This is a genomic window from Pseudomonas sp. HN11 (assembly GCF_021390155.1).
Classification (GTDB): domain Bacteria; phylum Pseudomonadota; class Gammaproteobacteria; order Pseudomonadales; family Pseudomonadaceae; genus Aquipseudomonas.
This window is the reverse complement of the sequence record NZ_CP089985.1, coordinates 3,976,085-4,001,092: the sequence shown is the minus strand read 5'-3', so window position 1 is coordinate 4,001,092 and position 25,008 is coordinate 3,976,085. Positions and strand designations below refer to the sequence as shown.

The 25,008-nt window shown below is 57.9% G+C and carries 17 protein-coding genes and 1 pseudogene; 14 read left to right on the top strand and 4 right to left on the bottom strand.

Annotated elements, in window-relative coordinates; all coding sequences use genetic code 11:
- Positions 1–125: 125 nt before the first annotated feature.
- The 7 genes and pseudogenes from LVW35_RS18045 (at position 126) to LVW35_RS18015 (ending at position 12,358) form a co-directional block, all read left to right on the top strand.
- Positions 126–6,335, top strand: a complete 6,210-nt coding sequence (locus tag LVW35_RS18045) for a non-ribosomal peptide synthetase (RefSeq protein WP_233891392.1) — start codon at positions 126–128, stop codon at positions 6,333–6,335.
- Positions 6,336–6,581: 246 nt separating this feature from the next.
- Positions 6,582–7,106, top strand: a pseudogene (locus LVW35_RS18040) (sugar ABC transporter ATP-binding protein); the annotation flags it as partial.
- A 946-nt stretch (positions 7,107–8,052) separates the two neighbouring features.
- The gene (locus LVW35_RS18035; RefSeq protein WP_233891391.1) at positions 8,053–8,910 is read left to right on the top strand and encodes an McbB family protein; all 858 of its coding nucleotides are present in this window, start codon (positions 8,053–8,055) and stop codon (positions 8,908–8,910) included.
- Positions 8,907–9,713 carry a SagB/ThcOx family dehydrogenase gene (locus LVW35_RS18030; RefSeq protein WP_233891390.1) on the top strand — a complete coding sequence of 269 codons (807 nt, stop codon included), beginning with the start codon at positions 8,907–8,909 and terminating at the stop codon, positions 9,711–9,713. Before LVW35_RS18035 ends, LVW35_RS18030 begins: the two co-directional genes overlap by 4 nt.
- On the top strand, positions 9,700–10,893 hold the full coding sequence (locus LVW35_RS18025) for a YcaO-like family protein (protein WP_233891389.1): 1,194 nt from the start codon (positions 9,700–9,702) through the stop codon (positions 10,891–10,893). The genes LVW35_RS18030 and LVW35_RS18025 overlap by 14 nt, the downstream gene beginning before the upstream one ends.
- An 8-nt stretch (positions 10,894–10,901) precedes the next feature.
- Positions 10,902–11,645 carry an ABC transporter permease gene (locus LVW35_RS18020; RefSeq protein WP_233891388.1) on the top strand — a complete coding sequence of 248 codons (744 nt, stop codon included), beginning with the start codon at positions 10,902–10,904 and terminating at the stop codon, positions 11,643–11,645.
- Positions 11,645–12,358 carry an AAA family ATPase gene (locus tag LVW35_RS18015; RefSeq protein WP_233891387.1) on the top strand — a complete coding sequence of 238 codons (714 nt, stop codon included), beginning with the start codon at positions 11,645–11,647 and terminating at the stop codon, positions 12,356–12,358. The genes LVW35_RS18020 and LVW35_RS18015 overlap by 1 nt, the downstream gene beginning before the upstream one ends.
- Before the next feature lie 7 nt (positions 12,359–12,365).
- Here LVW35_RS18015 and arnT read toward each other — a convergent pair whose 3' ends face one another.
- Both arnT and LVW35_RS18005 read right to left on the bottom strand, forming a co-directional pair.
- A complete protein-coding gene (gene arnT, locus LVW35_RS18010; protein WP_233891386.1) occupies positions 12,366–14,048 on the bottom strand; it encodes a lipid IV(A) 4-amino-4-deoxy-L-arabinosyltransferase in 1,683 nt (560 codons plus the stop codon).
- 177 nt (positions 14,049–14,225) lie between these two features.
- Positions 14,226–14,900: a histidine phosphatase family protein gene (locus LVW35_RS18005; protein ID WP_233891385.1), complete on the bottom strand. Its 675-nt coding sequence runs from the start codon at positions 14,898–14,900 to the stop codon at positions 14,226–14,228.
- Positions 14,901–15,175: 275 nt separating this feature from the next.
- Between LVW35_RS18005 and LVW35_RS18000 the strand changes: the two genes are divergently transcribed.
- From LVW35_RS18000 to LVW35_RS17975, 6 genes are all read left to right on the top strand, one after another.
- Positions 15,176–15,844: an ABC transporter ATP-binding protein gene (locus LVW35_RS18000; RefSeq protein ID WP_233891384.1), complete on the top strand. Its 669-nt coding sequence runs from the start codon at positions 15,176–15,178 to the stop codon at positions 15,842–15,844.
- A gap of 1 nt (position 15,845) precedes the next feature.
- Complete coding sequence (locus tag LVW35_RS17995) at positions 15,846–18,308, top strand: ABC transporter permease (protein ID WP_233896510.1); 2,463 nt, start codon at positions 15,846–15,848, stop codon at positions 18,306–18,308.
- A complete protein-coding gene (locus LVW35_RS17990) occupies positions 18,298–19,359 on the top strand; it encodes a lipocalin-like domain-containing protein (protein WP_233891383.1) in 1,062 nt (353 codons plus the stop codon). Before LVW35_RS17995 ends, LVW35_RS17990 begins: the two co-directional genes overlap by 11 nt.
- A gap of 137 nt (positions 19,360–19,496) precedes the next feature.
- Positions 19,497–20,081, top strand: a complete 585-nt coding sequence (locus LVW35_RS17985) for a hypothetical protein (RefSeq protein ID WP_233891382.1) — start codon at positions 19,497–19,499, stop codon at positions 20,079–20,081.
- A 2-nt stretch (positions 20,082–20,083) separates the two neighbouring features.
- Positions 20,084–20,464: a hypothetical protein gene (locus tag LVW35_RS17980; RefSeq protein WP_177075407.1), complete on the top strand. Its 381-nt coding sequence runs from the start codon at positions 20,084–20,086 to the stop codon at positions 20,462–20,464.
- Positions 20,465–20,576: 112 nt separating this feature from the next.
- The gene (locus LVW35_RS17975; RefSeq protein ID WP_233891381.1) at positions 20,577–22,019 is read left to right on the top strand and encodes a PPC domain-containing protein; all 1,443 of its coding nucleotides are present in this window, start codon (positions 20,577–20,579) and stop codon (positions 22,017–22,019) included.
- A gap of 48 nt (positions 22,020–22,067) precedes the next feature.
- On the opposite strand, the gene LVW35_RS17970 is transcribed toward LVW35_RS17975, so the two are convergent.
- Positions 22,068–23,168: an SMP-30/gluconolactonase/LRE family protein gene (locus tag LVW35_RS17970; protein WP_233891380.1), complete on the bottom strand. Its 1,101-nt coding sequence runs from the start codon at positions 23,166–23,168 to the stop codon at positions 22,068–22,070.
- A complete protein-coding gene (locus tag LVW35_RS17965) occupies positions 23,165–23,842 on the bottom strand; it encodes a sterol desaturase family protein (protein ID WP_233891379.1) in 678 nt (225 codons plus the stop codon). The genes LVW35_RS17970 and LVW35_RS17965 overlap by 4 nt, the downstream gene beginning before the upstream one ends.
- 204 nt (positions 23,843–24,046) lie before the next feature.
- Here LVW35_RS17965 and LVW35_RS17960 point away from each other — a divergent pair, with 204 nt between their 5' ends.
- Entirely contained in the window at positions 24,047–24,970 is a 924-nt protein-coding gene (locus LVW35_RS17960; protein WP_233891378.1) for a substrate-binding domain-containing protein, read from the top strand.
- The last annotated feature ends 38 nt before the right edge of the window (positions 24,971–25,008 follow it).

Sequence of the window (25,008 nt, the reverse complement as noted above, 5' to 3'; positions counted from 1 at the left end):
AGTTCCATCCAATTGGATGTCCGGGTTTAGGGTGACAGACAGCCCTGACGCCTCATGCTCCAATCCGGCCCATTCGTCGTAATGGGCCTCCCTGCGCGGCCAGTGACCCCCATGAGAAGGATCTTATGAAGCATTCCTCCAGCTTCCCCCTTACTGCCGCCCAACAGGACATCTGGCTCGACCAACTGCGCGTGGGCGATTCGCCGCTGTACAACATCGGCGGCTACGTGGACTTTTCCGGCCCCATTGCGCAAGACCTGATGCAGCGCGCCATCGAGTTGCTGGTGATCAAGCACGATGCCTTGCGCACGCAACTGCACACCGACGCCAACGGTTTACCTCGGCAGACCTTCGCCACCACGTTGTCCGTCGACCTGGCCCTGCATGATTTTTCCGACGAGCCTGATCCACAGGCTGCCAGCCAGGCGCTGATGCAGGCGCAGATGGCCCTGCCGTACAGGATGCAGGGCGCACCGCTGTTTCGTTTCTTCCTGGTCAAGCTTGACGATGATCACTACCGCCTCGGCACCCAGGCCCACCACCTGATCCTCGACGGCTGGGGCTTCGGCCAGATGCTGCAATCGCTCGCCCGGCTATACACAGACCTGGACCAAGGACGGCAACCGGAGGCGCTTGCGCCGTCCTACATCGACTTTATCGACGCAGATGAACGCTACCAGGCTTCGGCCCGCTACCCCCGCGACCGCGGGTATTGGCTGGACAAATACCGGGTGCTTCCAGAACCCTTACTGACGCCGCGGTATAACGCCAAGGCGTCCAGCAATACCCTGGTCCAAGGGTTTCCGGTGACGCTGCTCAACCGCATGGAACAAGTGGCCAGCCGTTACCAGGCCTCGGCGTTTCACGTGCTGTTGGCGGCCCTGTATGTGTATTTCACCCGCACGGCCCAGCGCCAGGAATGGGTGGTGGGGCTGCCGATTCTCAACCGCTCCAATGCGCATTTTCGCGCCACCGTCGGGCTGTTCACCCAGGTCAGCGCCGTGCGTCTGCAGTTCGATGAGCAGTTGCCGTTCTGCGAAGTGGTACGTGGGGTTCGCGACCAGCTCAAGCAGGATTTCCGCCACCAACGCTTTCCTTTGAGCGAGATGAACCGTGAACTGGGCTTGCGCCGCACTGATCGCGCTCAGTTGTTCGACCTGTCGGTGTCCTTCGAACAGGACGACCATGAACTGCGCTACGGCACCACCGAGGCCCGTGCGGTCAAGGTGTCCAATCACCACGAGCCGTTGCCGCTGGCGATCCACTTGCGCAGCAACCGCTATCAGGACACCGCGTGCCTGCATTGCGTCTACAACGAAGCGTACTTCCAGCACGACGAGGTGCTCGCCCTGGCGCAGCGCTTTACCTGGTTGCTGGAGCAGGGGCTGGAAGACACCGCGCTGAAGGTCCGTGACTTTTCCTTGGTAACGCCTGCCGAACACATCCAACTGCAACACTGGAATGCCACCGCCCAGCCCAGCGGGCAACCGCAAACCCTGCATGCGCGCATTGAAGCCCAGGCCGCACGTACGCCGGACGCGGTGGCGGCGGTGTACCAGGGCGATCAACTGAGCTATGCCCAACTCAACCAGCAGGCCAACGCCCTGGCCCATCAACTGTTGGAGCGCGGCGTGCAGCCGGATGACCGCGTGGTGATCCTAGCGCGGCGCGGTCTGGATACGCTGGTGGGGTTGCTGGCGATTCTGAAGTCCGGCGCCTGCTACGTACCGCTGGACCCTGCTCATCCTGGCGAACGTCTGAACTATCTGTTGCAAGACAGCGATCCGGTGGTGGTGCTGACCCAGCACGACCTGCTGCAGCGCCTGCCTGCGCTGAACGTGCCGGTGATCCAACTCGACCGCCCGACCTTCCACCTGGGCACCAACCCCCGAGTGCCAGTCAGCCCGTCCAACCTTGCCTATGTGATCTACACCTCCGGCTCCACCGGCTTGCCCAAGGGGGTGATGGTCGAGCATCACACGGTCTCGAACCTGGTGGACTGGCATTGCCAGGCCTTCGACCTGCACGCCGGCAGCCATACTGCCAGCGTCGCCGGTTTTGGGTTTGACGCGATGGCCTGGGAGGTCTGGCCTGCGCTCTGTGTAGGTGCCACGCTGCACCTGCCGCCCGCTCATGAAGGCGCTGAAGATATCGACGCGTTGCTGAGTTGGTGGCGCGCGCAGCCACTGGACGTGTGCTTCCTGCCAACGCCCGTGGCCGAGTACGCGTTCAGCCAGAGCCTGCAACATCCGACCCTGCGCACCCTGCTGATCGGCGGCGACCGCCTGCGTTCTTTCACCCAGTCGCAGTCCTTTGCGGTGATCAACAACTACGGGCCCACCGAAGCCACGGTGGTTGCCACCTCCGGGCGCATGGAAGTGGGGCAGCCGTTGCATATCGGCGCACCTATCGCCAATGCCACGGTGTATTTGCTCGATGAACAGCAACGCCCTGTGCCCATCGGTGTGGCGGGGGAGTTGTACGTCGGCGGCAAAGGCGTCGCGCGGGGGTACCTCAATCGCCCCGAGCTCAGCGCCGAACGCTTCCTCGACGACCCGTTTATCGAAGGCCGCATGTACCGCACCGGCGACCTCGCACGCTGGCTGCCGGAGGGTAACCTTGAATACCTGGGACGTAATGACGACCAGGTGAAAATCCGTGGCGTGCGCATCGAACTGGGCGAAATCGAATCCGCCCTGGCCACCCATCAGCACGTACAGGAAGCGGTGGTGCAGTCACGCGATGGGCAGTTGCTCGCCTGGTTCGTTTCCCGGGAAGTGGTGCAGATCGAAGCCCTGCGCACCCATCTGCAAGCCTCGCTGCCCAACTACATGCTGCCCGCCGCCTACACGCAACTGGACGCGTTGCCCCTGACCACCAACGGCAAGCTCGATCGCAAGGCGTTGCCGGCGCCGACCCAGGACGCCTTTGTCACCCGCTTGTATGAAGCCCCGCATATCGGCGTGGAATCCCTGTTGGCGCAGCTCTGGGCCGAGCTGTTGCAGGTGCAGCAGATAGGGCGTCACGACAACTTCTTTGAACTCGGCGGGCATTCGCTGTTGGCCGTGCAACTGGTGCAACGCATGCGCCAAGTCGGGTTGCGCGCCGATGTGCAGGTGCTGTTCGGTCAACCGACCCTGGCGGCCTTGGCGGCGGCGAGTGAATACGCGGAGGTGGACGCACCTGACCTGGCTGAGCTGGACCCAGCGAGCCTGGCGCGCATCGTCGCAACCATTCCCGGCGGTGCGGCCAATGTGCAGGACGTCTACCCACTGGCGCCGTTGCAGGAAGGCTTGCTCTACCACCACATTACCGATGAGCGCGATCCTTACCAGCAACAGGCGCTGTTCAGCTTTGCCCGCCGCGAGCAGTTGGACGCGTTTGCCCAAGCCCTGCAACAGGTGATCAACCGCCACGATATCCTGCGTACAAGTCTGGTCTGGGATGCCCTGGAGCAACCGATGCAGGTGGTGTGGCGCGAGGCGCAATTGCGCGTTGAGCCGCTACGCGAGGGCGATCAACCGCTGGATTTGCGTCAGGCACCGCTGATGGCCCTGGATTATGCGCAGGAGCCGCAGCACGAGCGTTGGGTTGCGCGGCTGCGCTTTCATCACCTGGTGAACGATGCCACGTCGACCACGATTCTGATGCAGGAAATCCGTGCCCACTTGCTCGGTCAACAGGCACAACTGCCGGTGCCGGTGCCCTATCGCAATATGGTGACGCAAGCCCGTTCGCCGGCCCGGCAGGCCGCGCATGAGGCTTTTTTTCGTGAGCAACTGGGGGATATCGACGAGCCGACGCAGGCCTTCGGTCTACAGGAACGCCAGGCGGACCGGTCGCACACTGATGAAGCCGAACGGGTGCTGAGCGACAGTCTCAATCAACGCCTGCGTGCCCAGGCCCGTGGGTTGGGCGTGAGCGCCGCCAGCCTGTTCCACCTGGCCTGGGCCCAAGTGCTCAGCCGTGTCGCGGGCCGCGATGACGTGGTCTTCGGTACCGTGCTGCTCGGCCGCTTGCAGGCGGGCGAGGGCGCGGACCGGGCCCTGGGCATGTTCATCAACACACTGCCGTTGCGGGTACGTCTGGCCGGGCAGACTGCGGCCAATGCCTTGCGCGACACTCACGCTCGGCTCAGTGCCTTGCTCGCCCATGAACAGGCCTCCCTCGCATTGGCCCAACGTTGCAGCAGTGCGTCGCCGTTGTTCAACAGCCTGCTCAACTACCGCCACACCGATGCCGAACGCGATCTGACGCTGGTGCCTGGCATCGCCTTGCTCAGCAGTGAAGACATCCTCAGTTACCCGCTGATGCTGACCGTGGACGATATCGCCAGCGGCTTTCAGATCAAGGCCAAAGCCCCGCGCAAGGTCGGTGCCGAGCGTCTGTTGGATTACCTTGAAACCGTACTGGTCAATCTGGCGGATGTGCTGGAGCAGGCACCGCAAGCCCTAATGCGTGAGGTGCAGGTACTGCCCGCCAGCGAGTTGAAAACGCTGTTGGTGGACTTCAACGCGACTGAGGTCGATTACCCCGAAACCCTCACCGTACAGGCGCTGTTCGAAGCCCACGCACGGCATATCCCCCACGCCGTGGCGGTGCAGGCCGGTGAGCGACAACTGACCTACCGCGAGCTTAACGAACGCGCCAACCAACTCGCGTTTTACCTGCGCGAACGCGGTGTGCACCCGGACGCCCGTGTGGCGCTGTGCGTCGAGCGTGGGCTGGATCTGGTGGTGGGCTTGTTGGCTATTCTCAAGGCCGGCGGCGCCTATGTGCCGCTGGACCCTGGCTACCCGCGCGAGCGTCTGGCCTACATGCTCCACGACAGCCAACCTGTGGCGTTGCTGGTGCACGCGGCCACCCGCGACTTGCCGGGCGAAGTGTCGATCCCGGTGATCGACTTCGACCACTGCGCCTGGAGCCAGGCACCTATCGGCAACCCGTTGGTGCCGGGATTGAGCATCGCCAACCTGGCCTACGTGATGTACACCTCGGGCTCCACCGGCACGCCCAAAGGCGTGATGATCGAACACCGCGGCCTCGGTAATCTGATGCACTGGGGCTCCCAACTGTGTCCCAACGCCGAGGGCGGCGCGCTGTTGCAACGGGCGCCGTTCAGCTTCGACGGCTCGGTGTGGGAGTTGTTCTGGCCGCTCACCAATGGCATGCGCCTGGTGCTGGCGCGGCCCGATGGTCATCGTGAGCCTGCCTACCTGGCGCAGGTGATTCGCGAACAGCAGATCACCGTGATCAAGTTCGTGCCGGCCATGCTCCAGCAATTTCTTGAACTGGAAGCGTCCGCCCTGTGCACCAGCCTCACCGATGTGTTGTGTGGTGGCGGTGAACTCACCGAAGCTTTGGCTCGTGGCGTGCAGGCGCGTTTGCCTAAGGTGCGTTTGCACAACGTCTACGGCCCCACCGAAGCCACGGTGGACAGCAGCGCCTGGACCCTGGAACCCGGCGCGCCGGTGCCTGCGCTGCAACTGCCGATTGGCCGGGCGATCAACAACACGCGCCTGTATGTATTGGACGAGCACGATGCGCCTGTGCCGATGGGCGTCAGTGGGCAGTTGCATATCGGTGGGGTCGGTGTAGCCCGTGGTTACCTGGGGCTGGAGCAGATGACTGCCGAGCGTTTTATCCAGAGCCCGTTTGTTGAAGGAGATCGGCTGTACCGCACGGGTGATCTGGTACGTTACCTGCCGGACGGAAACCTGGAATTCCAGGGACGCAATGACTTCCAGGTCAAACTGCGCGGCGTGCGTTTGGAACTGGGGGAAATCGCATCACGGCTGTTGGCGCATCCGGCGTTGCGCGAAGTGGCGGTGTTGATTCGGGATGAGCGTTTGGTCGCTTATTTCACTGTGCGTACAGGCGCTCCCAGCCTGGATGCGTTGCGTGCGCATGTGCTGGAGCAATTGCCGGAGTACATGGTGCCGGCGGCTTTTGTGCAGTTGGATGAGTTACCGCTCAATCCTGCCGGCAAACTTGACCGCAAGGCCTTACCGGAGCCGGGGTTGGAATCGGTGGTGAGCCGCGCGTATGAAGCTCCGATGGGGAAAGTGGAAACATTGATGGCCGGGATTTGGGCCGAAGTCTTGAAGCTGGAACGGGTCGGGCGGCATGACCATTTCTTTGAGTTGGGTGGGCATTCGTTGCTGGCGGTGAACCTGGTGGCACGGATGCGCAAGGCGGGGCTGGAGGTGGATGCGCGGACGCTGTTCAGTCATCCGACGTTGGCGCAATTGGCGGCGCAGACGGCGACGCAGGTGGAGCGGGTGGAGGTTCCTCAGGCGGCCATTCCCCAGCTCAACCGGCGACGCAGGATCTGACTGTGGCAACGCAGTTCTTATGGGGGCGCTGGCTTGCCCTACCGTCAGCTAACGACAAACGCTGTACCTGTTCACTGTATGTGTAGGAGCCAACATCTGTCGCGCCTAAGCCCGATCACTGAATTGGCAGTGACGGACCGCAGACTAACCATCGATCCCACCGCTCAAACAGGCAACGGCAGTCCCCATAGGCCTGCGTGGTAGCCATGCTGAAAGCATTCATCAAACTGCTGATAACCCTCCGTCGCCGGGCTGGGCCTGGAGTTGCCGCTGCAACACCCGGTCGAACGCCTCGGCCAGGCGGATCGCCAACTGCTGGTACTGGTTCGTGCCTTCACCCAGCAACCCCGGCTGGTGATCCTCGACGAACCCACCGCCGCCCTGTCCGAAAACGACGCCGAACGCCTGCTCGGCCTGATCGACAGCCAGCGCGCACGGGGCGTGGCCATCCTCTACATCTCCCAGCGCCTGTCCGACCTGCAACGGGTCACCAACCGCGCGATCGCGTTGCAGGAAGGACGGCTGACCAGCGACCTCAATACGCGACACCTACCAAGTGCCGCGTATACCTTGTTCGGGGATGTGGCTGAGCAACCGGCGGTGACATCGGACAAGGCCTTGCCGGTACCGTTTCTGGAGCGATTTACCCGTGTCGGATTTATCCGCAATCGAGCGGAGGGGCGGGCGGTGCAGGCGCAGGTGGCAGGTTTGCGAGCGGGCACGGACGAGGCCGATGTGCCGCGCAAGAGTGGGATCAATCCGCAGAGCTGATTTGCAGGCGTGGGCGCACCTCCATCACACTGACCCGCCACGTCGCCTCTCGAGGGGCTCGACATGCCTGACCCACCTTGTTTGAAAGGCTTCGCGGGCTAATTGATGAGGAAATACGGGAGAAGATCGACATGTTGAAGAAGTGAAATCTCTGTCTATTGACGCTCTGGTACAAACACCACGCTTTCATCCCCACGCTTGTGAGACCACCGTTCGCCATTATCCGGCTGGGTAGTGATTATCCGGTGGTCGTTGCCCGCACACGCCAAGGCACGACCACAATTGATATTGCACAATGCGCGTTTGGCCTCCTCTGTTCGCACATCCTCAGAACTAAGCAGTGCCACTTGTCGGATTTTCTCTGCGAGTCTGTAGGAATAAGTTTTGTTTTGCAAAAAATGCCTGCATTCGCATTGGTTTTTTCTAAAGGTTCGATAATTCCTAACTTATTAAATTTACATGGATTGATTTGTTGATGCGGGGTTGGCGGTATTTCTGGTCTTCTAGGTAATTGTTGAATTTCCTAAGTTTGTGAGTGAAATGTCCGAAAGATAGTAGTTATATTTCCTACGTAAAATTTTTATTTTTGTTGCGATATTCTCCCGCCGGCCTAGATTGGTTTCGTTGCTCGATGGTGAGCAACCTAAAGTCTATACATGCACGGAACTGGAGGTTTGAGATGAACGACGAAGAGTTTGGAGAGTTCGTTTTTAGTTTCGAAAGTGAGGAAGGATTCAACCCTTACGCAGGTAATGCCGGAGCGTCGGGGAGTCAAGGTGGGTGCGGTGGCAGCGGAGGATGTGGTGGCGGCGGCGGTTGTAATGGGGGAAGCGGGGGCTGCCATAATTCGATAATGGAGCCTCCATCGGCGGTTGAGTAAATTCACTATTCACTCACCTAATGAGGTTTTCTGGATTTTCAGAAAACCTCTGTAGGAGATCGTGCAATGAATATAATCATACCCAATTATGAGATTTTGAACTTTGAAACGGAGAGTCTTCTAATTTCCGATCTCGGAATTTCGAAAATTCGTTCTCAGTCGTTGTTAAACGCTCTTCGGGAACTGAAGCTATCGAAGTCGATGACGAAAGCCGAGTTGGATGAGGTGTTAGCGGAAAATGGATTGAATCAAAGTGATGCTTTTGCATTCTTGGAAAGAGTAATTCCTCTAAAGTCTGTTGAGGACATATATTTTGAGAAAACGATAGTTGTTCATGATTGGGCAGGTCGGGTTGATGTTGAAAGCCTATTCAGGAGTGAAGTGTCTACTTGTTTAGAGTTTAAGTCGTTTTCAAGTGAGTTGGTTGAGTTGGTCCGAGATCTTAAATGCTTCATCGTGCTGCTGTGCTATGTGTATGATTATGAGTATGTTAAAAAATTGTATTTTGATCTCGCACGTGCATCCCCTAAAAGCGCCATTAGCGTCTGTTGGCAAATGGGCAATGTTTTTTGCGTCGGTCAGCCTTATATCGCAGAAATAGGTAATCCGTGCCATTTTTGTAGCGTTGACAGGCTTATTCATAATCAGTCGGTTAGGACTGCAAAGAATAATTGGGCCAGTATTTTGGCGTTTTGTAAAAATAAACATGTCGGTGTGCCAGCTAAGGTGCTCAGTCTGTATCAGGAAATGACCATTGTTGGTGCAGTTATCAAAAAGGTAAAAATTTTCACGGAGCATAGTGATATGTATAAATATCAGGATGACATTCTGCATAGCTCATATCTTCAACTGATGGATGGGCAAGTTTCAGAAGAGTCTAATTCGCACTGGTATATGTGTGATTGTTTGAGGGCGAGTGAATGAAAAATATTCCGCATGATTACTATCTTAGATTTGTAGAGTCATCAGTTTACGATGAGGTGCTTGAATTTCATAATAAAGGTAATTTTACATTTCATGGGGCTACTAAAGGCCGCACAATTCTCCATCGATTGGATGAGAAAAGTCTTGAGAAACTGACGGGGAATGAATTGGCCCTTTATCCCGATATGGATCTGACGCTGGAGATAAATATATCCCAGAAGGACAGAGAAAAAACATTGTACAGGAATGAGTCGTGTGAGTATTTTTCACCTCTCTTATTAGAGTTTTCAGATGTGGAAAATTTGATATGTCCATTACTATCGAGGAATATGGACTCCTGCAAAAGAGGATATCCGAGTGGTGGTGCACTGTACCCGGTTGAAGTTTTTCTCTGCTCGATGATTGATGATAACCCTAGTTGGCCTTGTCCAGGGAAAGTACTCCATTTGCTTCCGAAGTCCCGAAAATTTGAGGTGATGCAGATTAAAATTGAGGTGGAGGAGCTCAAAGCGGCACTGCTGTTCTCTTCTAATAAAATTGGATCGCCCGGCTTGGCAATAGTCTACGCAGTCTATATGCCTAAAAATCTCTTCAAATATCGATATCGTGCGTATCGAATGGCCCTCATGGAGATTGGTTCAATTTACATGCTTGTCGAGCTGCAAGCCAAGTCGCTGGGTCTGTCATGTCGGCTATGGTCTGCTTATACGGATCTGATGCTGTGTAAGGTTTTGGGAATTAACCCTGCTCTGTTTTTACCAATGTGCGTTCATTTTATAGGTAAGCAGTATGAAGCTTATTAATGGTATGCATAATCCGGATTTGCCCGGAGTTATCCTCTTTCAGCCTGCGGGCGTACTCGGTCTGCCCTGCTCGGTAGAAATATCGGATTTCCTTTCAGTTAATGGATCTGGTGTCGGAGGAGGTTCGCATTCGATAAAAACTGCTACAGGTGAGTATTTCGAACGCCGTCATTTTTACAGGGAAGTTGTGGCAAAAGAACGCGGTTGTCTTAGTAAATATTTATCAGAAAGTGAAGCTCGTGGTTTTGCGGAAGCATTTACTCAGACTGCGAATAAGAAGACCTCTCTTGCAGAGGTTGGTGAGCACAGGTTCGCTTTAAGTCAAGTACTCAGGGCCTCTGACTTCTCTGCGTGTTTTATTCCAACTGCCTGTATTTCGCTCTCGTCCCATAGCGTCGGCGATGATAACTGGCTCTACCCTTTGCGTGACACCTGTGGGTGCAGTTTCCACTGGGGCCCAGATATAGCCTTTCTAGGGGCGATAAAAGAATACCTTGAGCGCCAATTTCTAATTAGATTCTGGTTAACGAAAATGTGTCGTTCGCAGATTCCTTCTAAACAGGTGAGGGAGTTATTGATGCGTCGAGAAGTAAGGCACTTATATGATGCTCTGTCCATGTCGGGGGATGTGACTTTTTTAGATATATCTGATACGAGGTTTCCAGGGTGTTGCGTATTGGTTGTTTATGGGCAGAGAAAAGTTGATCGCCATGTGAATTATTGCGCTGGTATGGCCTATTCTTCGAATATGACTATTGCTTTGGAAAAGTCTTTGCTTGAACTGTGGCAGACATTTCGCTTCATGAATTTGTTCAAGGCAACCGACTCTGATGAGGCGAAGCTTGAGGACTCATATATACGTTATTTTTTAAGTTGCAACGCTTATGAGACCTATCAAGATATTGTCAATGTGCAAGAGTGTGGAGGGGTAAGGTCTCTACAGGATTTTACATTGCCTGAATTTTTGTCAGTGCTGAAAAAGTTAGATGTCTCTGGCTATTTTTACTCAAAGTTTGAAGAGGTTGATGGGGTGGCGGGAGTCTTTGTTAAATTTGTCTCTCCTGACCTGTTTCTTCATATGAATAACTCGAAGCATTTTAATCTGATCAATAAGTATTCCAAAGATTTTGAGTCGTCGGTGCTTAGCGCTCGGCTAGGCGTTATGGTCCCGTTTCCATGAGGTGAATAATGGATTTCTATTTCGTGTCAAGGCCGGCCTTGCTAGCGGTATTATTCATAAAGGAACAACTCAGAGAGCCGGTTGCGTTGTTTTGGACAGTAGTGTCGCCAGCGGTTACCTATTATTTGATTACATACGCGCGCACGCCTCTGAGTGGTGGTGCAGTGGATTATCTTTCGAGCACTTCCTGGTTTTACGCATTCGTGTCTTCAAATGTAGCGCTGTTTGGGCTGGCATTTTACATAGTCGGTCGTAGGGAAAGTGGTTTTCTGCGGTCTTTTGTTTATACGGATCGTACGAAGGTGATCTTCTTGCTTGGGCAGTTTTCTGCATATTCAGTCGTTTCAATATTGTACTGCTCCGTTTTTTATATACTCACCCGCGTTTTTACAGGGGGGCTTGATATTGCGGAGTATCTCGTAATTGTAGGGCGATTTTATGTTTGTTTTCTTGTTTTCTCTATACCCGCACTGTTGCTGACACTGATCCCGCTAGGCTTTCAAAATGCGAGTACCCTATTTTCCATTTTGTCCCTTACGATGTTGGCTCTTGGGATCATCAGTAGTAGTCCAGTCAGTCCCACATTAGCTGCAGTTAGTTTTTTTAACCCGATGTGGTGGGCGAATAGGATTATGTTGGGCGGCGTGGTGGAGTGCGGGTTGGTTTTCTTGTTTGTTATCGTTTCACTTCTATTTTTGTTCTTAGTGATGTGTCGTTTTTTATTGATTAATCCTGTTTGGAGTCGTTATTGATGGCGAGGCTTCTCGTAGACTCTCTTGATGTCAGATATGGAACTCATATCGTATTTCATAAGGCTTCTCTGACAGTCGTTGCCGGCTCCATATCAGGCCTTCTCGGCCCAAACGGCTCCGGCAAAACCACGTTTTTTGATGTGCTGTGCGGCCTGAAAAAAACGGAGGGTGGTGAGATAAACAACTCCTTCTCCAAGCTGCTGTACCTGTCGCAGGTCATCAGTACGCCGCCGGTATTTCGCATGTTCGACATCTTCAAAATGGCCATGTTGTTTTGCTCCGACACCCAGGTCACTCAACAACATGCACTCGATAAAATCGAAAAATGGAGCCCCGGCATCGCAGAGCGTTACTGCGAGATCTGGAACAAAAAATCCGCCCTTTGCAGCTATGGGGAAAAGCGTTGGTTTTTTACGTTGTCCCTGCTCTGCGCCAACGCGGACCTGGTGATACTGGATGAACCCACGGCGGGTGTGGATCCCGAGTTTCGTTATCACATCTGGCGTTGTCTGGAGGGGGCAGCGGCAGAGGGTGTTGCGGTGCTGGTTTCATCACACAACGTCGATGAAGTCGTCGCGCATTGCGATGACTTTTATATGCTGAGTCAAAGACGATTCAACCGTTTCACTGACGCGTGCAGCTTTATGGCGGCGTACGGTGCCGACAGCCTGGATGAAGCGTTTATCCACGCCGCCAGCCTGTCGAAAGGATGAAGCGGACTTATTCACGTTGGGTCGCGTTGGTTCCCGCATTGCTCGCCGCATAGATGATCAGTTCAAGGGACCCCTTGTAGTAGCGTTTGCCCCCAGGCGGCAGTTGCCCGGCCTCGCGCATTTCACTGGTGCTGTTGACGCGCATCAGTACGCCGACCGAGCCGAGTTGGCGCTTCTCCTTGAGCCAAGCCTGTACCTCTTCCAACTCCACTTTGCGATGCGCCGAGCCCGCGTACTGCAAGCCATAGCGCAACTCGCCCTCGGTGTCATACAGCGCCACTTCCGGACGTTTCAGCCGCCAGGCCAGGGCGCTGGCGCTGCCCAGTTCATTGCTCAGCAGCGCTTGGGTCTGCTGCAACTCTTCCAGGTGGTCGAGCACAAACTGATCGGGCATTTCGTTATCCGCGATCCACGCCGGCATGCTCGCCGGCAGCAGGATGACCAGCAGGCCGATGCCCAGCGTTGGCATCGCCCACAGCGCCAGCGGGCGGAAGGCTTGCAGCAGGTTGGTGAGGATCCACACCAGCAACACGATAAACGCCAGGGACAGGCTGAACATCTCGGCGTGGCTGTTGCTGTACAGCGGCCGGGCGATTTGCAGGTAGATCAGGCCGATCATGGCGACCATGCCGATCACGAAGTTGAGCAGGCCGTTGAGGCAGATTGTGCGGGCTTTATGCTGATTAATCAGGTCGACCAGCGTATGCCCCATCAACAACGCCAAGGGCAGCAGGCACGGCATGATGTAGGTCGGCAGCTTGCCATTGCTCAGGCTGAAGAACCCCAGTGGCAGCAACAGCCACAGCGCCAGAAAGATGATCGACGGCTGGCGCTTTTCCTGCCAGGTCTTGCGCAGCGTGGCGGGCAGCAGCCCCGCCCAGGGCAGGCAAGACACAACGATGATCGGCAGGAAGAACCACCACGGCCGCACGTGTTGCGCGTTGTCGGCGCTGAAGCGGCGAATATGTTCATTCCAGAAGAAAAAGCGCCAGAAGTCCGGTTCCTGAAGGTGGATCGCAAGCATCCACGGTAGGCATACCAGTATCGCGACGACCATTGCCACTGGGCCATAACGCAGCAATTCTCCCAGACGTCGTTGCCAGAGCATGTAGGGCGCGGCAATCAGTACCGGCAGCACCCAGGCCAGGAAGCCCTTGGTCAGGAAACCCATGGCGCAGGCCAGGCCCACGATGGCCCACGCCCATAGGCGGCCACGCAGTGTCGCGCTGTCGAGTGCAAAACACAGGGCCACCAGGCTCAGGTTGACCCACAGGGTGAATTGCGGATCGAGGTTGGAATAGCCCGCTTGCCCGGCCACCAGGCCGAAGCTGAGGTAGAGCAGGGCGCAGGCGAAGCTTTTGCGTGGGTCATTCCACAAGCGACGGGCGATCAGGTAGGCCAGCAGTACGCTCAACCCAGTGGTCAGTGCCGAGGCGATGCGCGCACCGAACAGGTTCTGGCCAAAAACCGCCTGGCCCAAGGCGATCAACCAATAGCCGCCCGCAGGCTTCTCGAAATAGCGGACACCCATGAAATGTGGCGCCACCCAGTTGCCGCTCTGGAGCATCTCCTGGCTGATCTGGGCGTAGCGGGTTTCGTCCGGGATCCATAAACCGTGCAGGCCCAGAGGCAGCAGATAAAACGCGACAAAGGCCAGCAGTAATAGCGGCAGGGGTTTTAATCGAGTCATGCAAACGTCGCTCCCTGACGTTTAATTGTGGGGACTTTAAGTAATGGCGTAATAGAAGATACAGTCACAGCGTTCACTGAATTACGGAAAATAGTCATGACGTCCTTAGTTAAAAGGCGTAACTAAACATGCCAGATCAGGGCTGTCTTTTTGCTGAACAAACGGACAGGAAAGTTTCTAGAGTTGTTTTAACGCGGCGGGCCAATCCGGGCTGTTGATGATACCCAGGGTCTTGAATTTGCCGTTGGGCAATACCTGCACGAACAGGGCACTGCCATACCTGGGAAACGCGGCGTGGGGAAAGCCCTGGGAGGCCTCGAAGTCGGCGATGCAGCCGCTGTGGGTGACGAACACCAGGTTACGCCCTGAGGTCTTGTGGCTGAGCAATTCTTCACCCATGGCCGGGCCGCACACCGCTTGCTGGCCGGAGGTCAATTCGTTTTTGCCGAACATGAACCGCAACGTCTGGGCAGTGCGGATGGCAGGGCTCGCCAGCACGTCGCTGCCGTCCATGCCCAATGTTTTAAATGCCTTGCCCAGTGTTTCGGCCTGCTGGCTGCCGTTGATCGTCAGGCCTTCCACGGGACCCAGGCATGGGTTGGACGAACGGTCACAGCGCTCTTCGTGGCGCACCAGCACGATCAGGTCACCGTCGCGCCAGAGGGGCAGCACATGGGAAGTCAGCAGGCGGTTGCCGACGCCCAGGTCTTTCGGCGACGCGTGCCAAAGCAGGCTGGCTGCAAGCAGGAAGCCCGCCACGAGGAGCCCCAGCCAGAGCCGTCGCAGGCGCTTGATAAAGGCCCATCGCGAGCGCGGTTTGATCAGGATAAGGTCAACCACTTCATTCACCATGGGTCGTGTTGGCAGTGTTGTATTAGTTAGGCGCAACGTATTGGCGAATTCCGGCAGTGACACAAGAGGCTGTCACAGACTGGCTGTCTTTTCGCTGAACATCTTGCCTGTAAAAAGTTGTGAAGCATGGCAACTAACAAGTTGCCGACAAGTGATGCTTGGCGGGTAATTTAAAGCGCTCTGGGTAGGCAGCCGGTGAAAACCATGTGAAAAATTTGCGTGGCGTTGGGCGACAGCCGTTATTCTCGATTGCCACCCATCAAACGAGTGTTGCCATGTTGCAGGTGCAAAATGTGATTAAGAACTATGCCACCCCCCAAGGGCCGTTGACGGTATTGGCTGGTGTGGATCTGCACTTGGGCGAGCGCAGCAGCCTGGCGTTAATGGGCGAGTCGGGCAGCGGCAAGAGCACCTTATTGCACCTGGTGGCCGGGCTCGACCGGGTGGATGGCGGCAGCATTCAGGTGGGCAAGCAGCGTCTGGACCAACTCAACGAAGCACAACTGGCCCATTGGCGGCGCACGGAAATCGGGCTGGTGTTTCAGCAATTCAACCTGATCGGCAGTCTGCGGGTCGAGGACAACCTGGCGTTCCAGGCGCGGCTCGCGGGGCGTTATGACCCGCAGTGGCAGGCACAGTTGGTGGAGCGCCTGGGCCTGGCGGACATGCTCAAGCGCTACCCGGAACAACTCTCCGGTGGCCAGCAGCAACGGGTGGCGGTGGGGCGCGCGTTGGCGTCGCGGCCGGGTCTGCTGTTGGCTGACGAACCCACCGGTAACCTTGACGAAGCCACCAGCGACGAAGTGCTGCAATTGTTGCTGGACCTGCTTCGCGACAGCCCTACCAGTCTGTTGATGGTGACGCATAGCCCGCGAATTGCCGCACGCCTGGACCGGCAAGTGGTGTTGCATCATGGTCGAGTCATCCCCGCGGGCGCTGCTTGAAATGGCCGTGTTTTATTGGACCTTACGCGCGCTGCTCAGCCACTGGGGGCGGCATCCCGTACAGTTTTTCAGCGTGCTCACCGGCCTGTGGCTGGCCACCGCGCTGTTCATCGGCGTGCAAGCGCTCAACAGCCAGGCACGCGACAGCTATGCCCGCGCCAGTCAGTTGATCGGCGGTGAACCCCAGGCCAGCCTCAGTGCGCCGGACGGGGCAAGTTTCCCCCAAGTAGTATTTGCCCAATTGCGCCGTGCCGGTTGGCCTGTGTCGCCGGTGGTGCAGGGCCGGGTGCAACTCAAGGGGGTGGAGGATGTGCGTCTGCAATTGATGGGTATTGACCCGGTGTCGTTGCCCGGCAGTGGCGCGGTGGCGGGGCAGCGCTTGAGTCGGGCACAGATGCTGGCGTTTTTCGAGCCACCAGGGCGTACCTGGATCGCGCCGCAGACTTTGCACGCCTTGGGGCTGCACGAAGGTCAGCAGCCGACCACCCTGAATGGTCAAACCCTGCCGCCGCTGCAAGCGCAAGCGGATATGGCGCCTGGCCTGTTGCTCACTGATATCGCGTTTGCCCAACCGGTGCTGGAAATGCCCGAGCGCCTGTCGCGCCTGCTGGTGGACAAGACGTTCGCCGCCGGCCAGCCTACGCCGCCCGTCGGGTTGCAACTCAAGCAGGGCGAGGACAATAACCTTGCGCGCCTTACCGAAAGCTTTCACCTGAACCTCGACGCACTGGGCTTCCTGTCTTTTGTGGTGGGGCTGTTTATCGTGCACGCCGCCATCGGCCTGGCCCTGGAGCAGCGACGCGGGCTGCTGCGTAACTTGCGGGCCTGCGGCGTCAGTGCGCGGATGTTGATTGTCAGCCTGGGCGTCGAACTCGGCGTGCTCTCATTGTTAGGGGGCATATTGGGGGTTGCCAGCGGCTACCTGCTCGCCAGCCTGTTGCTGCCGGATGTGGCCGCCAGCTTGCGCGGTTTGTATGGCGCCGAGGTGTCGGGTCAGTTGAACCTGAGTGCGTGGTGGTGGGGCGCGGGGTTGAGTGTGAGCCTGCTCGGCGCCTTGCTGGCCGGTGCCGGCAGCCTTTGGCGGGCGGCGCGTCTACCCTTGCTGGCGCTCGCCAATGCCCAGGCCTGGCAGGAAGCCCATGGGCGCTGGTTGCGGCGTCAAGGCTGGGTGGCCGGTACTGCATTGCTGATCGCCGTGCTGGCGTTGTGGTTGGGTGACAGTCTGGCCGCCGGCTTTGTACTGATGGCCGCGTTGCTGCTCGGTGCGGCCCTTGGTTTGCCGGTGGTGCTCAATGGTCTGCTCAAGGCGGTGCTGGGACGCAGCCGTTCGGTGTTGGGCCAATGGTTTCTCGCGGACTGCCGCCAGCAATTACCGGCCTTGAGCCTGGCGCTGATGGCGTTGCTACTGGCCTTGGCGGCTAATATCGGCGCGGGCTCCATGACGTCGGGCTTTCGTCACACCTTCAACAACTGGCTGGAGCAACGTCTCACCGCCGAGCTGTACCTCAACCCGCAAAATCCGACGCAGGCGCAGCAGCTCAGCCGCTGGCTGGCGCAGCAACCACTGGTGCGAGCCGTGCTGCCCACCTGGCAGGTCGCGGTGCAATTGCAAGGTTGGCCGGCGGACCTGTTTGGCGTGGTCGACGATCCGACCTATCGCCAGCATTGGCCGTTGCTTGAAGCGACGAGCGAACCGTGGGACCAGTTGCGCCAAGACGACACCTTGATGCTTAGCGAGCAATTGGCGCGCAAGCTCGGTGTGCAGCTCGGCGACACCGTGAACATCCCCACACCACAAGGCGTGTGGGCGCCCAAACTGGTGGGGATCTACGCCGATTACGGCAACCCCAAGGGCCATATGCTGGTTAATTCCAAGCACCTGTTGACCCACTGGCCAACGCTGTCACCGGCGCGTTTCAACCTGCGGGTGTCACCGGCGGATGTGGCGCCGCTGACGCGTGAGGTGCAACGCGCCTTTGCTCTGGATGACAGCCGTATCGTCGATCAACAGCAACTCAAAGGCTGGTCCAGCCAGGTATTTGAACGCACCTTCGCGGCCACGGCGGCCCTGAACAGCCTGACGTTGGGCGTGGCCGGTGTGGCGTTGTTCATCAGCTTGTTGACACAAAGCCAGAGCCGACTTGGCCAACTCGCACCGCTGTGGGCGCTGGGCGTTACGCGCCGTCAGTTGATGCTGCTCAACCTCGGCCAGACCTGGCTGCTGGCAGTGCTCACGTTGGTATTGGCCTTGCCGCTCGGCCTGCTGCTGGCCTGGTGCCTGGATACGGTGATCAACGTGCAAGCCTTTGGCTGGCGCCTGCCGTTGCAGGTGTTCCCGTGGCAACTTGTTCAATTGTTCGGGTTGGCGATGTTCGCGACCTTGCTGGCTTCGGCGTTGCCCCTGTGGCAGTTGTATCGCAGCCGTCCGGCGGACTTGTTGAGGGCATTTGCCAATGAAGATTAAGTGCCTGCTGTGGACGTGCTTGTTACTGGCCGCTTGCGAAAAAGTCCCTGCGCCGCAGGAGAGCTTCGCCGGTCTGGGCAGTGACGCGGCGGACTTTGCCCAAGTGGTGCCTGGCAAGGTGTTCAGCTTCCCCGAAGACCATGGCTCCCACGCCGGCTTTCGGATCGAGTGGTGGTACGTCACCGCCAACCTCAAGGACGCGCAGGGCAATGTCTTCGGCGTGCAGTGGACGTTGTTCCGCAATGCGCTCAAGGCGGGGCCGACCGAGGCGGGCTGGCGTGATTCGACGATCTGGCTTGGCCACGCCGCCGTGACGTCCGCCACTCACCACTCTGCCGCCGAACGCTTTGCGCGCGGCGGCGTGGGCCAGGCCGGGGCCCAGGCGCAGCCGTTCAACGCCTGGATCGACGATTGGAACTTTGTCACCCGTCCCGGCGCCGCGAGCAGCTTGGCCGACATGCAACTCAAGGCCAGTGGTGCGCAATTCGCCTATGACCTGCACCTGACGTCCAGTCGCTCACTGGTGTTGCAGGGCGACAACGGCTACAGCCGCAAGTCCGACCAGGGCCAGGCGTCGTACTACTACAGCCAGCCGTTTTTCAGTGCCAGTGGTAGCGTCACTGTCGATGGCGAAGTCTATAAAGTCACCGGCCCGGCCTGGCTCGACCGCGAGTGGAGCAGCCAACCGCTGAGCGCCGGCCAGACCGGCTGGGACTGGTTTTCCCTGCACCTGGACCGGGGCGAGCAGTTGATGTTGTTTCGGGTACGGCAAGCCGACGGCGCTGGGTATCTCACGGGCACCTGGATCGACGCGCAAGGCCAGACGCAAACGCTGCACAACGCTGATATCCAACTGACACCGTTGGAAACCACCACGATTGATGGGCGCAAGATTCCCACGCGCTGGTCGCTGAAAATCCCTGGCAAACAGTTGGATATCATCACCCAAGCCGTCAACCCGAACGCCTGGATGAACCTGAGCATTCCGTACTGGGAAGGGCCGGTACGGTTTGACGGTGGGGTGGGCTACCTGGAAATGACCGGGTATTAAGGCTGTTTTTGTAGGCTCTATTTCACCGCTGCGTAGGCAGCTTCCCAAATGTAAAGCAGCCACCCTTGGCTTGTGTCCGGGGCGCAGTCGCTTGCTTATATTCCGACGCCATCTCAATTGCATCCTGGATGTAGGGCATGGCGCAGAGCTTTATCAACGACCGCGCAATGGACTACCAAAGCCTCAAATCCCGATTGATGGGCGGCAGCCTGAGCCGCCCGCGCTCGGATCATTTTGATGTGCTGAATCGGCACCTGCGGCCCGGCTTGGTGGCACCGGGGCAACTGGTGATTGTTCCCGACAGCCACAGCCTGAATTGTTCGGTCGAGGAAGCGTGGTTGATGTCAAAGTGGTTGGGCAAAGGGACTTACATAGGATTGGCGTTGGACGTAGGCGTGGCGAGTTTGGAGATCAAGGAGGCGTGTATGACGGGAAGGGAAGCTCAATGCAGAAGGGCTAAGTATGTTGAGACGGGGAGAATGGCGGGTGGAGTCGCAGGAGCCGCTTTTCTGGGAAAAGTCGGTGCAGACGCAGCTCGTCGGGCATGCACAATGTTCTTAGGCATTCGAATGAAGGGAAAAGGTGAACTCGCCTGTGGCGTTATCGGAGGTGCAGCGGGAGGGTTTGTGGGAGGTGATGAGTTCGGCAGTTTTGGTTCATTTTTGGGAGGGAGGATCGTGGACGCCGATGGGGATTTGATTTTCCTGCCCGAGGGGACCTGACCATGGACCTTTTTCTCATCTACTCCATCGTGTTGTTTGCTGGAATGTTTGTAATCGTGGGACTGATGATTTTTGCGGAATATACAAAGCTTGACGAGGTGGAAAGCCACTTCAGTCAAAATGAAAGGGTTCGCGACAATAAGCGCTTCTGGTGCCGAAACCAGTGGATCGACAGGCAATATCGCATGTTGTTGATTCTAGCGTTTTTCTCAGATTCAAAACGCTATATGGCGGCCGGTGTTGTGACTGAAGCCGAACTGGCGTCTGTCCCTTTGGCGCTCAAGCGTTGGGTGGTGTGGCCCTATTACGTTGGGTACATTTGGGCCTTAGGGACCGTTGTGTGGATCGTCTGGCGCTGGTGGTACGACATCCCGATTCCATAGGAATGATTTTTCCATAAAAAATACTGTACATATGTACAGCCATATTCTACATTCCATCCCAGGTGACCGGATGTCACCTGACCTTCAGTTTTTAACTATGGATGGATAAAAAATGAAATCGAAAAAAGCCTTTATGCTGGGCGCGGCCATGGCGGCCTCCTGCTTCGTTTCGGCCTTTGCCCTGGCCGAGCAATACCCTCAGAAACTCAATGTCGAAGCGGTCAGGCAGGCCGTGGACAAAGCCCTGAAATCCGGCGGCAAGCTGGACGCGGCGAATGTCCCGGCCAGCCTCAAGCAAAAGCTGAAGGCAGCCAAGACCGGTCAGTCCAAGGCTGTCACGCAGTCCGTCAAATCCGCGCCTTTCAACACCGTGGTCGGTGAGTTGAAAAAGCCCGGCCAGGCCGAGCTGAAGAGCGCTGCCGTTGCGGCCTTCGTCCCGCTGTTCCCCACCCTGGATATCAACACGCTCTACACCATCACGGGTGTGGCTCAAGGTGAAGAGTTCGCTTATCACTTCAACCTGCCAGAAAACGCGCGGGTCCAGGTGCAACTGGTCAACCAGAGCGCGGGCACCGACATGTCGCTGACCCTGTTCCAGGACGACGGCCAGGGCAACCTGAGCGTGGTGGGTTCCTCGGATGCCGCAGGCAATGCCGACGAGTACCTCAACGGCGTGCTGCCGGCCGGTGATTACTACTGGTACATGGTCGCCAAGGTCGCCAGCAGCTCGCAATTCAGCTTTGGCGTGGCGGTGGATACCAACGTCGATGCCTATGAACCCAATGACACGCCGCAAACCGCCTTTGTGCTGCCGGACTCGATGAACAAGGTGACCGGTAACCTCGACAACGCCAGCGATGTCGATTACTTCGACTTCAAGGCTGTGCGTGGCCAAAGCGTGAGCATGTACCTGGCCGGTGACGCGAACGGCAGCCGCAACCAATGGATTTTCGATCGTTTTGACGGGGTCAATTGGGTCACCATCCCTGCCGGTTCGACCTCGACCTACCCGAGTGTCACACCGGGCACCACGGTGAAGGTGCGTGTGCGGGCCAACCCTGCCGTGGTTCAGGACCCGACCAAGCAGTACCAGTTGAGCCTGGGCTCTACGCCTCGGCTGAACACGTCGGACGTGAAAGGTGACAACGTCGTGCGGGTGCCGGCATCGGTCTTCTGGATGGCGACCCAGGCTGCTCGTACGGTGAACTGGACCACCAACTGGTCCGACACCACTGGCGCTCCGCTGCTGGGTGTCACGCCCATCCTGCGTATCGACAAACGCTTCGACGGTGCCGAGTTCCACTGGACCGACTTCAAGGCCACCACCAACAGTGCGGGCACGTCCCAGGCCAGTGCCGCTATTGGTGACTGCTTCGGCGACTACCGTGTGGAGTACCCGGACAGCAGCACCGGCGTCAAATACAACTGGGCCACTACCTTCAACTTCGGCGGCTGGCGTATCGAGCTGGACGAGTTCCCCGGTGTGGGTGTGGGGGGTGAAAGTGTGCCTTACGTGACCTTCGGGCACATCTGCACCCAGGACATCATCCACTGATCCAACGGTGTAAGTGAGAAGGGGCAGCCTGACGAGGCTGCCCCTTTTTCATTCGCCCGCCAATGCCAGCGACAACGGCAAGCGCGCCATGCTTGTGTTTTTCAGCGAGCCCAGGTACAGCCAGTTTCCGTACTCCCGCGCGGTGGTGATCGGCGAGTAGTTCCCCGCGCTGCCATCCTGCAGGTTGGCGATGACCTTCCCCTCGGTATCCAACCCCAGCACAAAGGCTTTGCGCTCGATGGGCTTGGGCACCACCATCAGCGCCCGCACCATCACCTTGCGCAGCATTGGGTAGCCGGCAAAGCTGTCCAGCAAGGCAGTGCGAGGCGAGTACAGTGCCACCCAGAAACGGTCCTGGCCGTTGAAGCTGAGGTTGTCCGGCAGGCCGGGCAGGTTGTCGATGAACAGGTCATGGGTGCCAGCGTGCTCGCCTTTGAGCCAATAACGGCTGATGCGATAGGCGCCGGTTTCATTCACCAGCACGAAGTTTTCATCCGGCCCCAAGGCCACGCCATTGGCGAATTGCAGTTGCTCCAGTAGCACATCGGTGCTGCCGTTGCTGAAGTCATAGCGCAACAGTCGACCGTCGCCGCCGTGCTCGATCACCGCTTCGCCGTCCTGCCCATAGCCCCAGTGGCTCGAGGCATCGCTGAAGTAGGCATAACGCCCGCTGGCGTCCACGGTGACGTCATCGGTGAAGCCGAAGGGCACGCCGTTGGCGCTGGTGCTCAAGGTGGTCAGCTGACGCTTTGCATCGAGCGCGAGCAAACCCTTGATCCCATCGGCAATGATCAGGCGGCCATCCGGGTGCAGCGCCAGGCCCAGCGGCCGCCCGCCGGTATTGGCCAATACTTCCAGGCTGCGGCTGTCGGGCGAGGTACGGATGATGCGTCCGTCATGTAGCCCACTGATCAGATAACCCTGTGTATCCAACAGCAAGGCTTCGGGCCCGGCGATGTCCTGGGCGCCGATTTTCTGTACGCCCTTGAGGCGCTGATTCTCGGCGTAGGGGCCGCTCTTCATGGACGGTGCCTTGGGTGGCGTCCAGTTCACCGGTTGCACCTTTGTGGGCATCAACAGCAGAAAGGCGACCACCGCCAGAAACAATACAAACAGCAGATGACGCAGTTTTTTCGGACGGGTACTCATGACGATTCCTGTTTGTCGTGGGGGCGCGGCTCCCAATGCAGGGTGCCGAACAGGTAATCCATCAGGGGGAGGACGATGTTGAAGTTGCGCCCCTGCATCAGCTCACGGCGGTGATGCAGCGCGTGCAAGTGATGCATCTGGCGGATCCACGGCAGGCGAGCCACGGGGTGGTCTACGGGCAAGTGCTCGCAGGCGTGAAACACTTCGTAAAGTAAATACCCGAGGATCATGCACCCGGCGAATAGCCCGGCGATGTTAGGGCTCAGGTGTTGGAGCAACCACCAGGCGGGCAGGGTGATAGCCAGGCTGTGCAGCACGATGAGCCAGGCTGGGAACAGGATCACGCGCCAGTCGCGGGGGCTGTCGTAGGTCATGTGGCCGGGGGTGAAGAAACTGTGATGATCGCCGGTGTGGCGTGCGTAGAACAGCCGGGCCAAGGCGTGTTTGTGGTGGCCGAGGTGGCGGTGCACGAGGTAGATGCAGAGGTTGAAGAACACCAGGGTAGCGGGCACGGTGAGCCATTGCACAGCGCTGATCTGATGCGTGGATGACCAGGCCAGGGCCATGCATACAATGCCGTAGCCGAACACGAAACTGGCGTGCAACCAGGGGTTGTAGTGGGGCGCAACCGTGGCGCGGTAACGGGCGCGAAAGGTCTCGGTGGGGTGGACCATGGCGGGGTGCTCAGTGGTTTTTTTATTGGGGCATGAGCTTAGTTGGTACTCGAATTTGTGCGAGTTTTTGCGTAGTACACCAATCCAGTGTGGGGGCGGCCGACCAGTGGCCCCTTGCGCCCCTCCAATTTCCTTGTTAGCTTCTCGCAAAATGTTAACGATAACATTTGCTCTAACAATAAAAACAAAACAGAGAATCACGCCATGAAAATGCTCCCGAAAACCCTGTGTTTATTGGCTGTAAGCATCACCCTCGGCTCCGCTGCCCCAGCATTTGCCGACGCTGCCAAACCGATCCGCATCGGCGCCTCCTTCCAGGAAATCAATAACCCCTATTTCGTCACCATGAAAAATGCCCTGGAAGAAGCCGGGGCGACCATCGGCGCCAAACTGATCATCACCGACGCCCGCCACGACGTGTCCAAGCAAGTCAGCGACGTCGAAGACATGCTGCAAAAAGGCATCGATATCCTGCTGATCAACCCCACGGATTCGGTCGGCGTGCAATCTGCGGTCAAGTCCGCCCACGCCGCCGGTGTCGTGGTCGTCGCGGTAGACGCCCAGGCCGACGGCCCGCTGGACTCCTTCGTCGGTTCGAAAAACTTCGACGCCGGCTTCCAGGCCTGTGAGTATCTGGCCAAGCACATCGGCGACAAAGGCAATATCGCCATCCTCGACGGCATTGCCGTGGTGCCGATCCTGGAGCGTGTGCGCGGTTGCAAAGAGGCCGTGGCCAAGCACCCGGACATCAAGATTGTCAGCATCCAGAACGGCAAGCAGGAGCGCGACCAGGCGCTGACCGTCACCGAGAACATGTTGCAGGCCCAGCCCACCCTCAAGGGCATTTTCAGCGTGAATGACAACGGCTCCCTCGGTGCACTATCAGCGATCGAAGCCAGTGGCCTGGACGTGAAACTGGTCAGTGTCGACGGCGCGCCGGAAGCGATCAAGGCGATCCAGAAGCCCGGCAGCAAGTTCATCGCCACCTCAGCGCAATACCCGCGCGACCAGATCCGCCTGGCCCTGGGCATTGCCCTGGCCAAGAAGTGGGGCGCGCAGGTGCCGGCTACCATTCCAGTAGACATCACCCTGATCGATCAGGCCAAGGCCAAGGATTTCAGCTGGTAAATCACCCAGGCCCCACGCCAACCGTGGGGCCCAGGTCA

Bases quoted from the DNA above. Each gene is read 5' to 3' on its own strand.
- LVW35_RS18045 (WP_233891392.1), top strand. From the start codon at position 126: ATGAAGCATTCCTCCAGCTTCCCCCTTACTGCCGCCCAACAGGACATC.
- LVW35_RS18035 (WP_233891391.1), top strand. From the start codon at position 8,053: ATGAATATAATCATACCCAATTATGAGATTTTGAACTTTGAAACGGAG.
- LVW35_RS18030 (WP_233891390.1), top strand. From the start codon at position 8,907: ATGAAAAATATTCCGCATGATTACTATCTTAGATTTGTAGAGTCATCA.
- LVW35_RS18025 (WP_233891389.1), top strand. From the start codon at position 9,700: ATGAAGCTTATTAATGGTATGCATAATCCGGATTTGCCCGGAGTTATC.
- LVW35_RS18020 (WP_233891388.1), top strand. From the start codon at position 10,902: ATGGATTTCTATTTCGTGTCAAGGCCGGCCTTGCTAGCGGTATTATTC.
- LVW35_RS18015 (WP_233891387.1), top strand. From the start codon at position 11,645: ATGGCGAGGCTTCTCGTAGACTCTCTTGATGTCAGATATGGAACTCAT.
- arnT (WP_233891386.1), bottom strand. From the start codon at position 14,048: ATGACTCGATTAAAACCCCTGCCGCTATTACTGCTGGCCTTTGTCGCG.
- LVW35_RS18005 (WP_233891385.1), bottom strand. From the start codon at position 14,900: ATGGTGAATGAAGTGGTTGACCTTATCCTGATCAAACCGCGCTCGCGA.
- LVW35_RS18000 (WP_233891384.1), top strand. From the start codon at position 15,176: ATGTTGCAGGTGCAAAATGTGATTAAGAACTATGCCACCCCCCAAGGG.
- LVW35_RS17995 (WP_233896510.1), top strand. From the start codon at position 15,846: ATGGCCGTGTTTTATTGGACCTTACGCGCGCTGCTCAGCCACTGGGGG.
- LVW35_RS17990 (WP_233891383.1), top strand. From the start codon at position 18,298: ATGAAGATTAAGTGCCTGCTGTGGACGTGCTTGTTACTGGCCGCTTGC.
- LVW35_RS17985 (WP_233891382.1), top strand. From the start codon at position 19,497: ATGGCGCAGAGCTTTATCAACGACCGCGCAATGGACTACCAAAGCCTC.
- LVW35_RS17980 (WP_177075407.1), top strand. From the start codon at position 20,084: ATGGACCTTTTTCTCATCTACTCCATCGTGTTGTTTGCTGGAATGTTT.
- LVW35_RS17975 (WP_233891381.1), top strand. From the start codon at position 20,577: ATGAAATCGAAAAAAGCCTTTATGCTGGGCGCGGCCATGGCGGCCTCC.
- LVW35_RS17970 (WP_233891380.1), bottom strand. From the start codon at position 23,168: ATGAGTACCCGTCCGAAAAAACTGCGTCATCTGCTGTTTGTATTGTTT.
- LVW35_RS17965 (WP_233891379.1), bottom strand. From the start codon at position 23,842: ATGGTCCACCCCACCGAGACCTTTCGCGCCCGTTACCGCGCCACGGTT.
- LVW35_RS17960 (WP_233891378.1), top strand. From the start codon at position 24,047: ATGAAAATGCTCCCGAAAACCCTGTGTTTATTGGCTGTAAGCATCACC.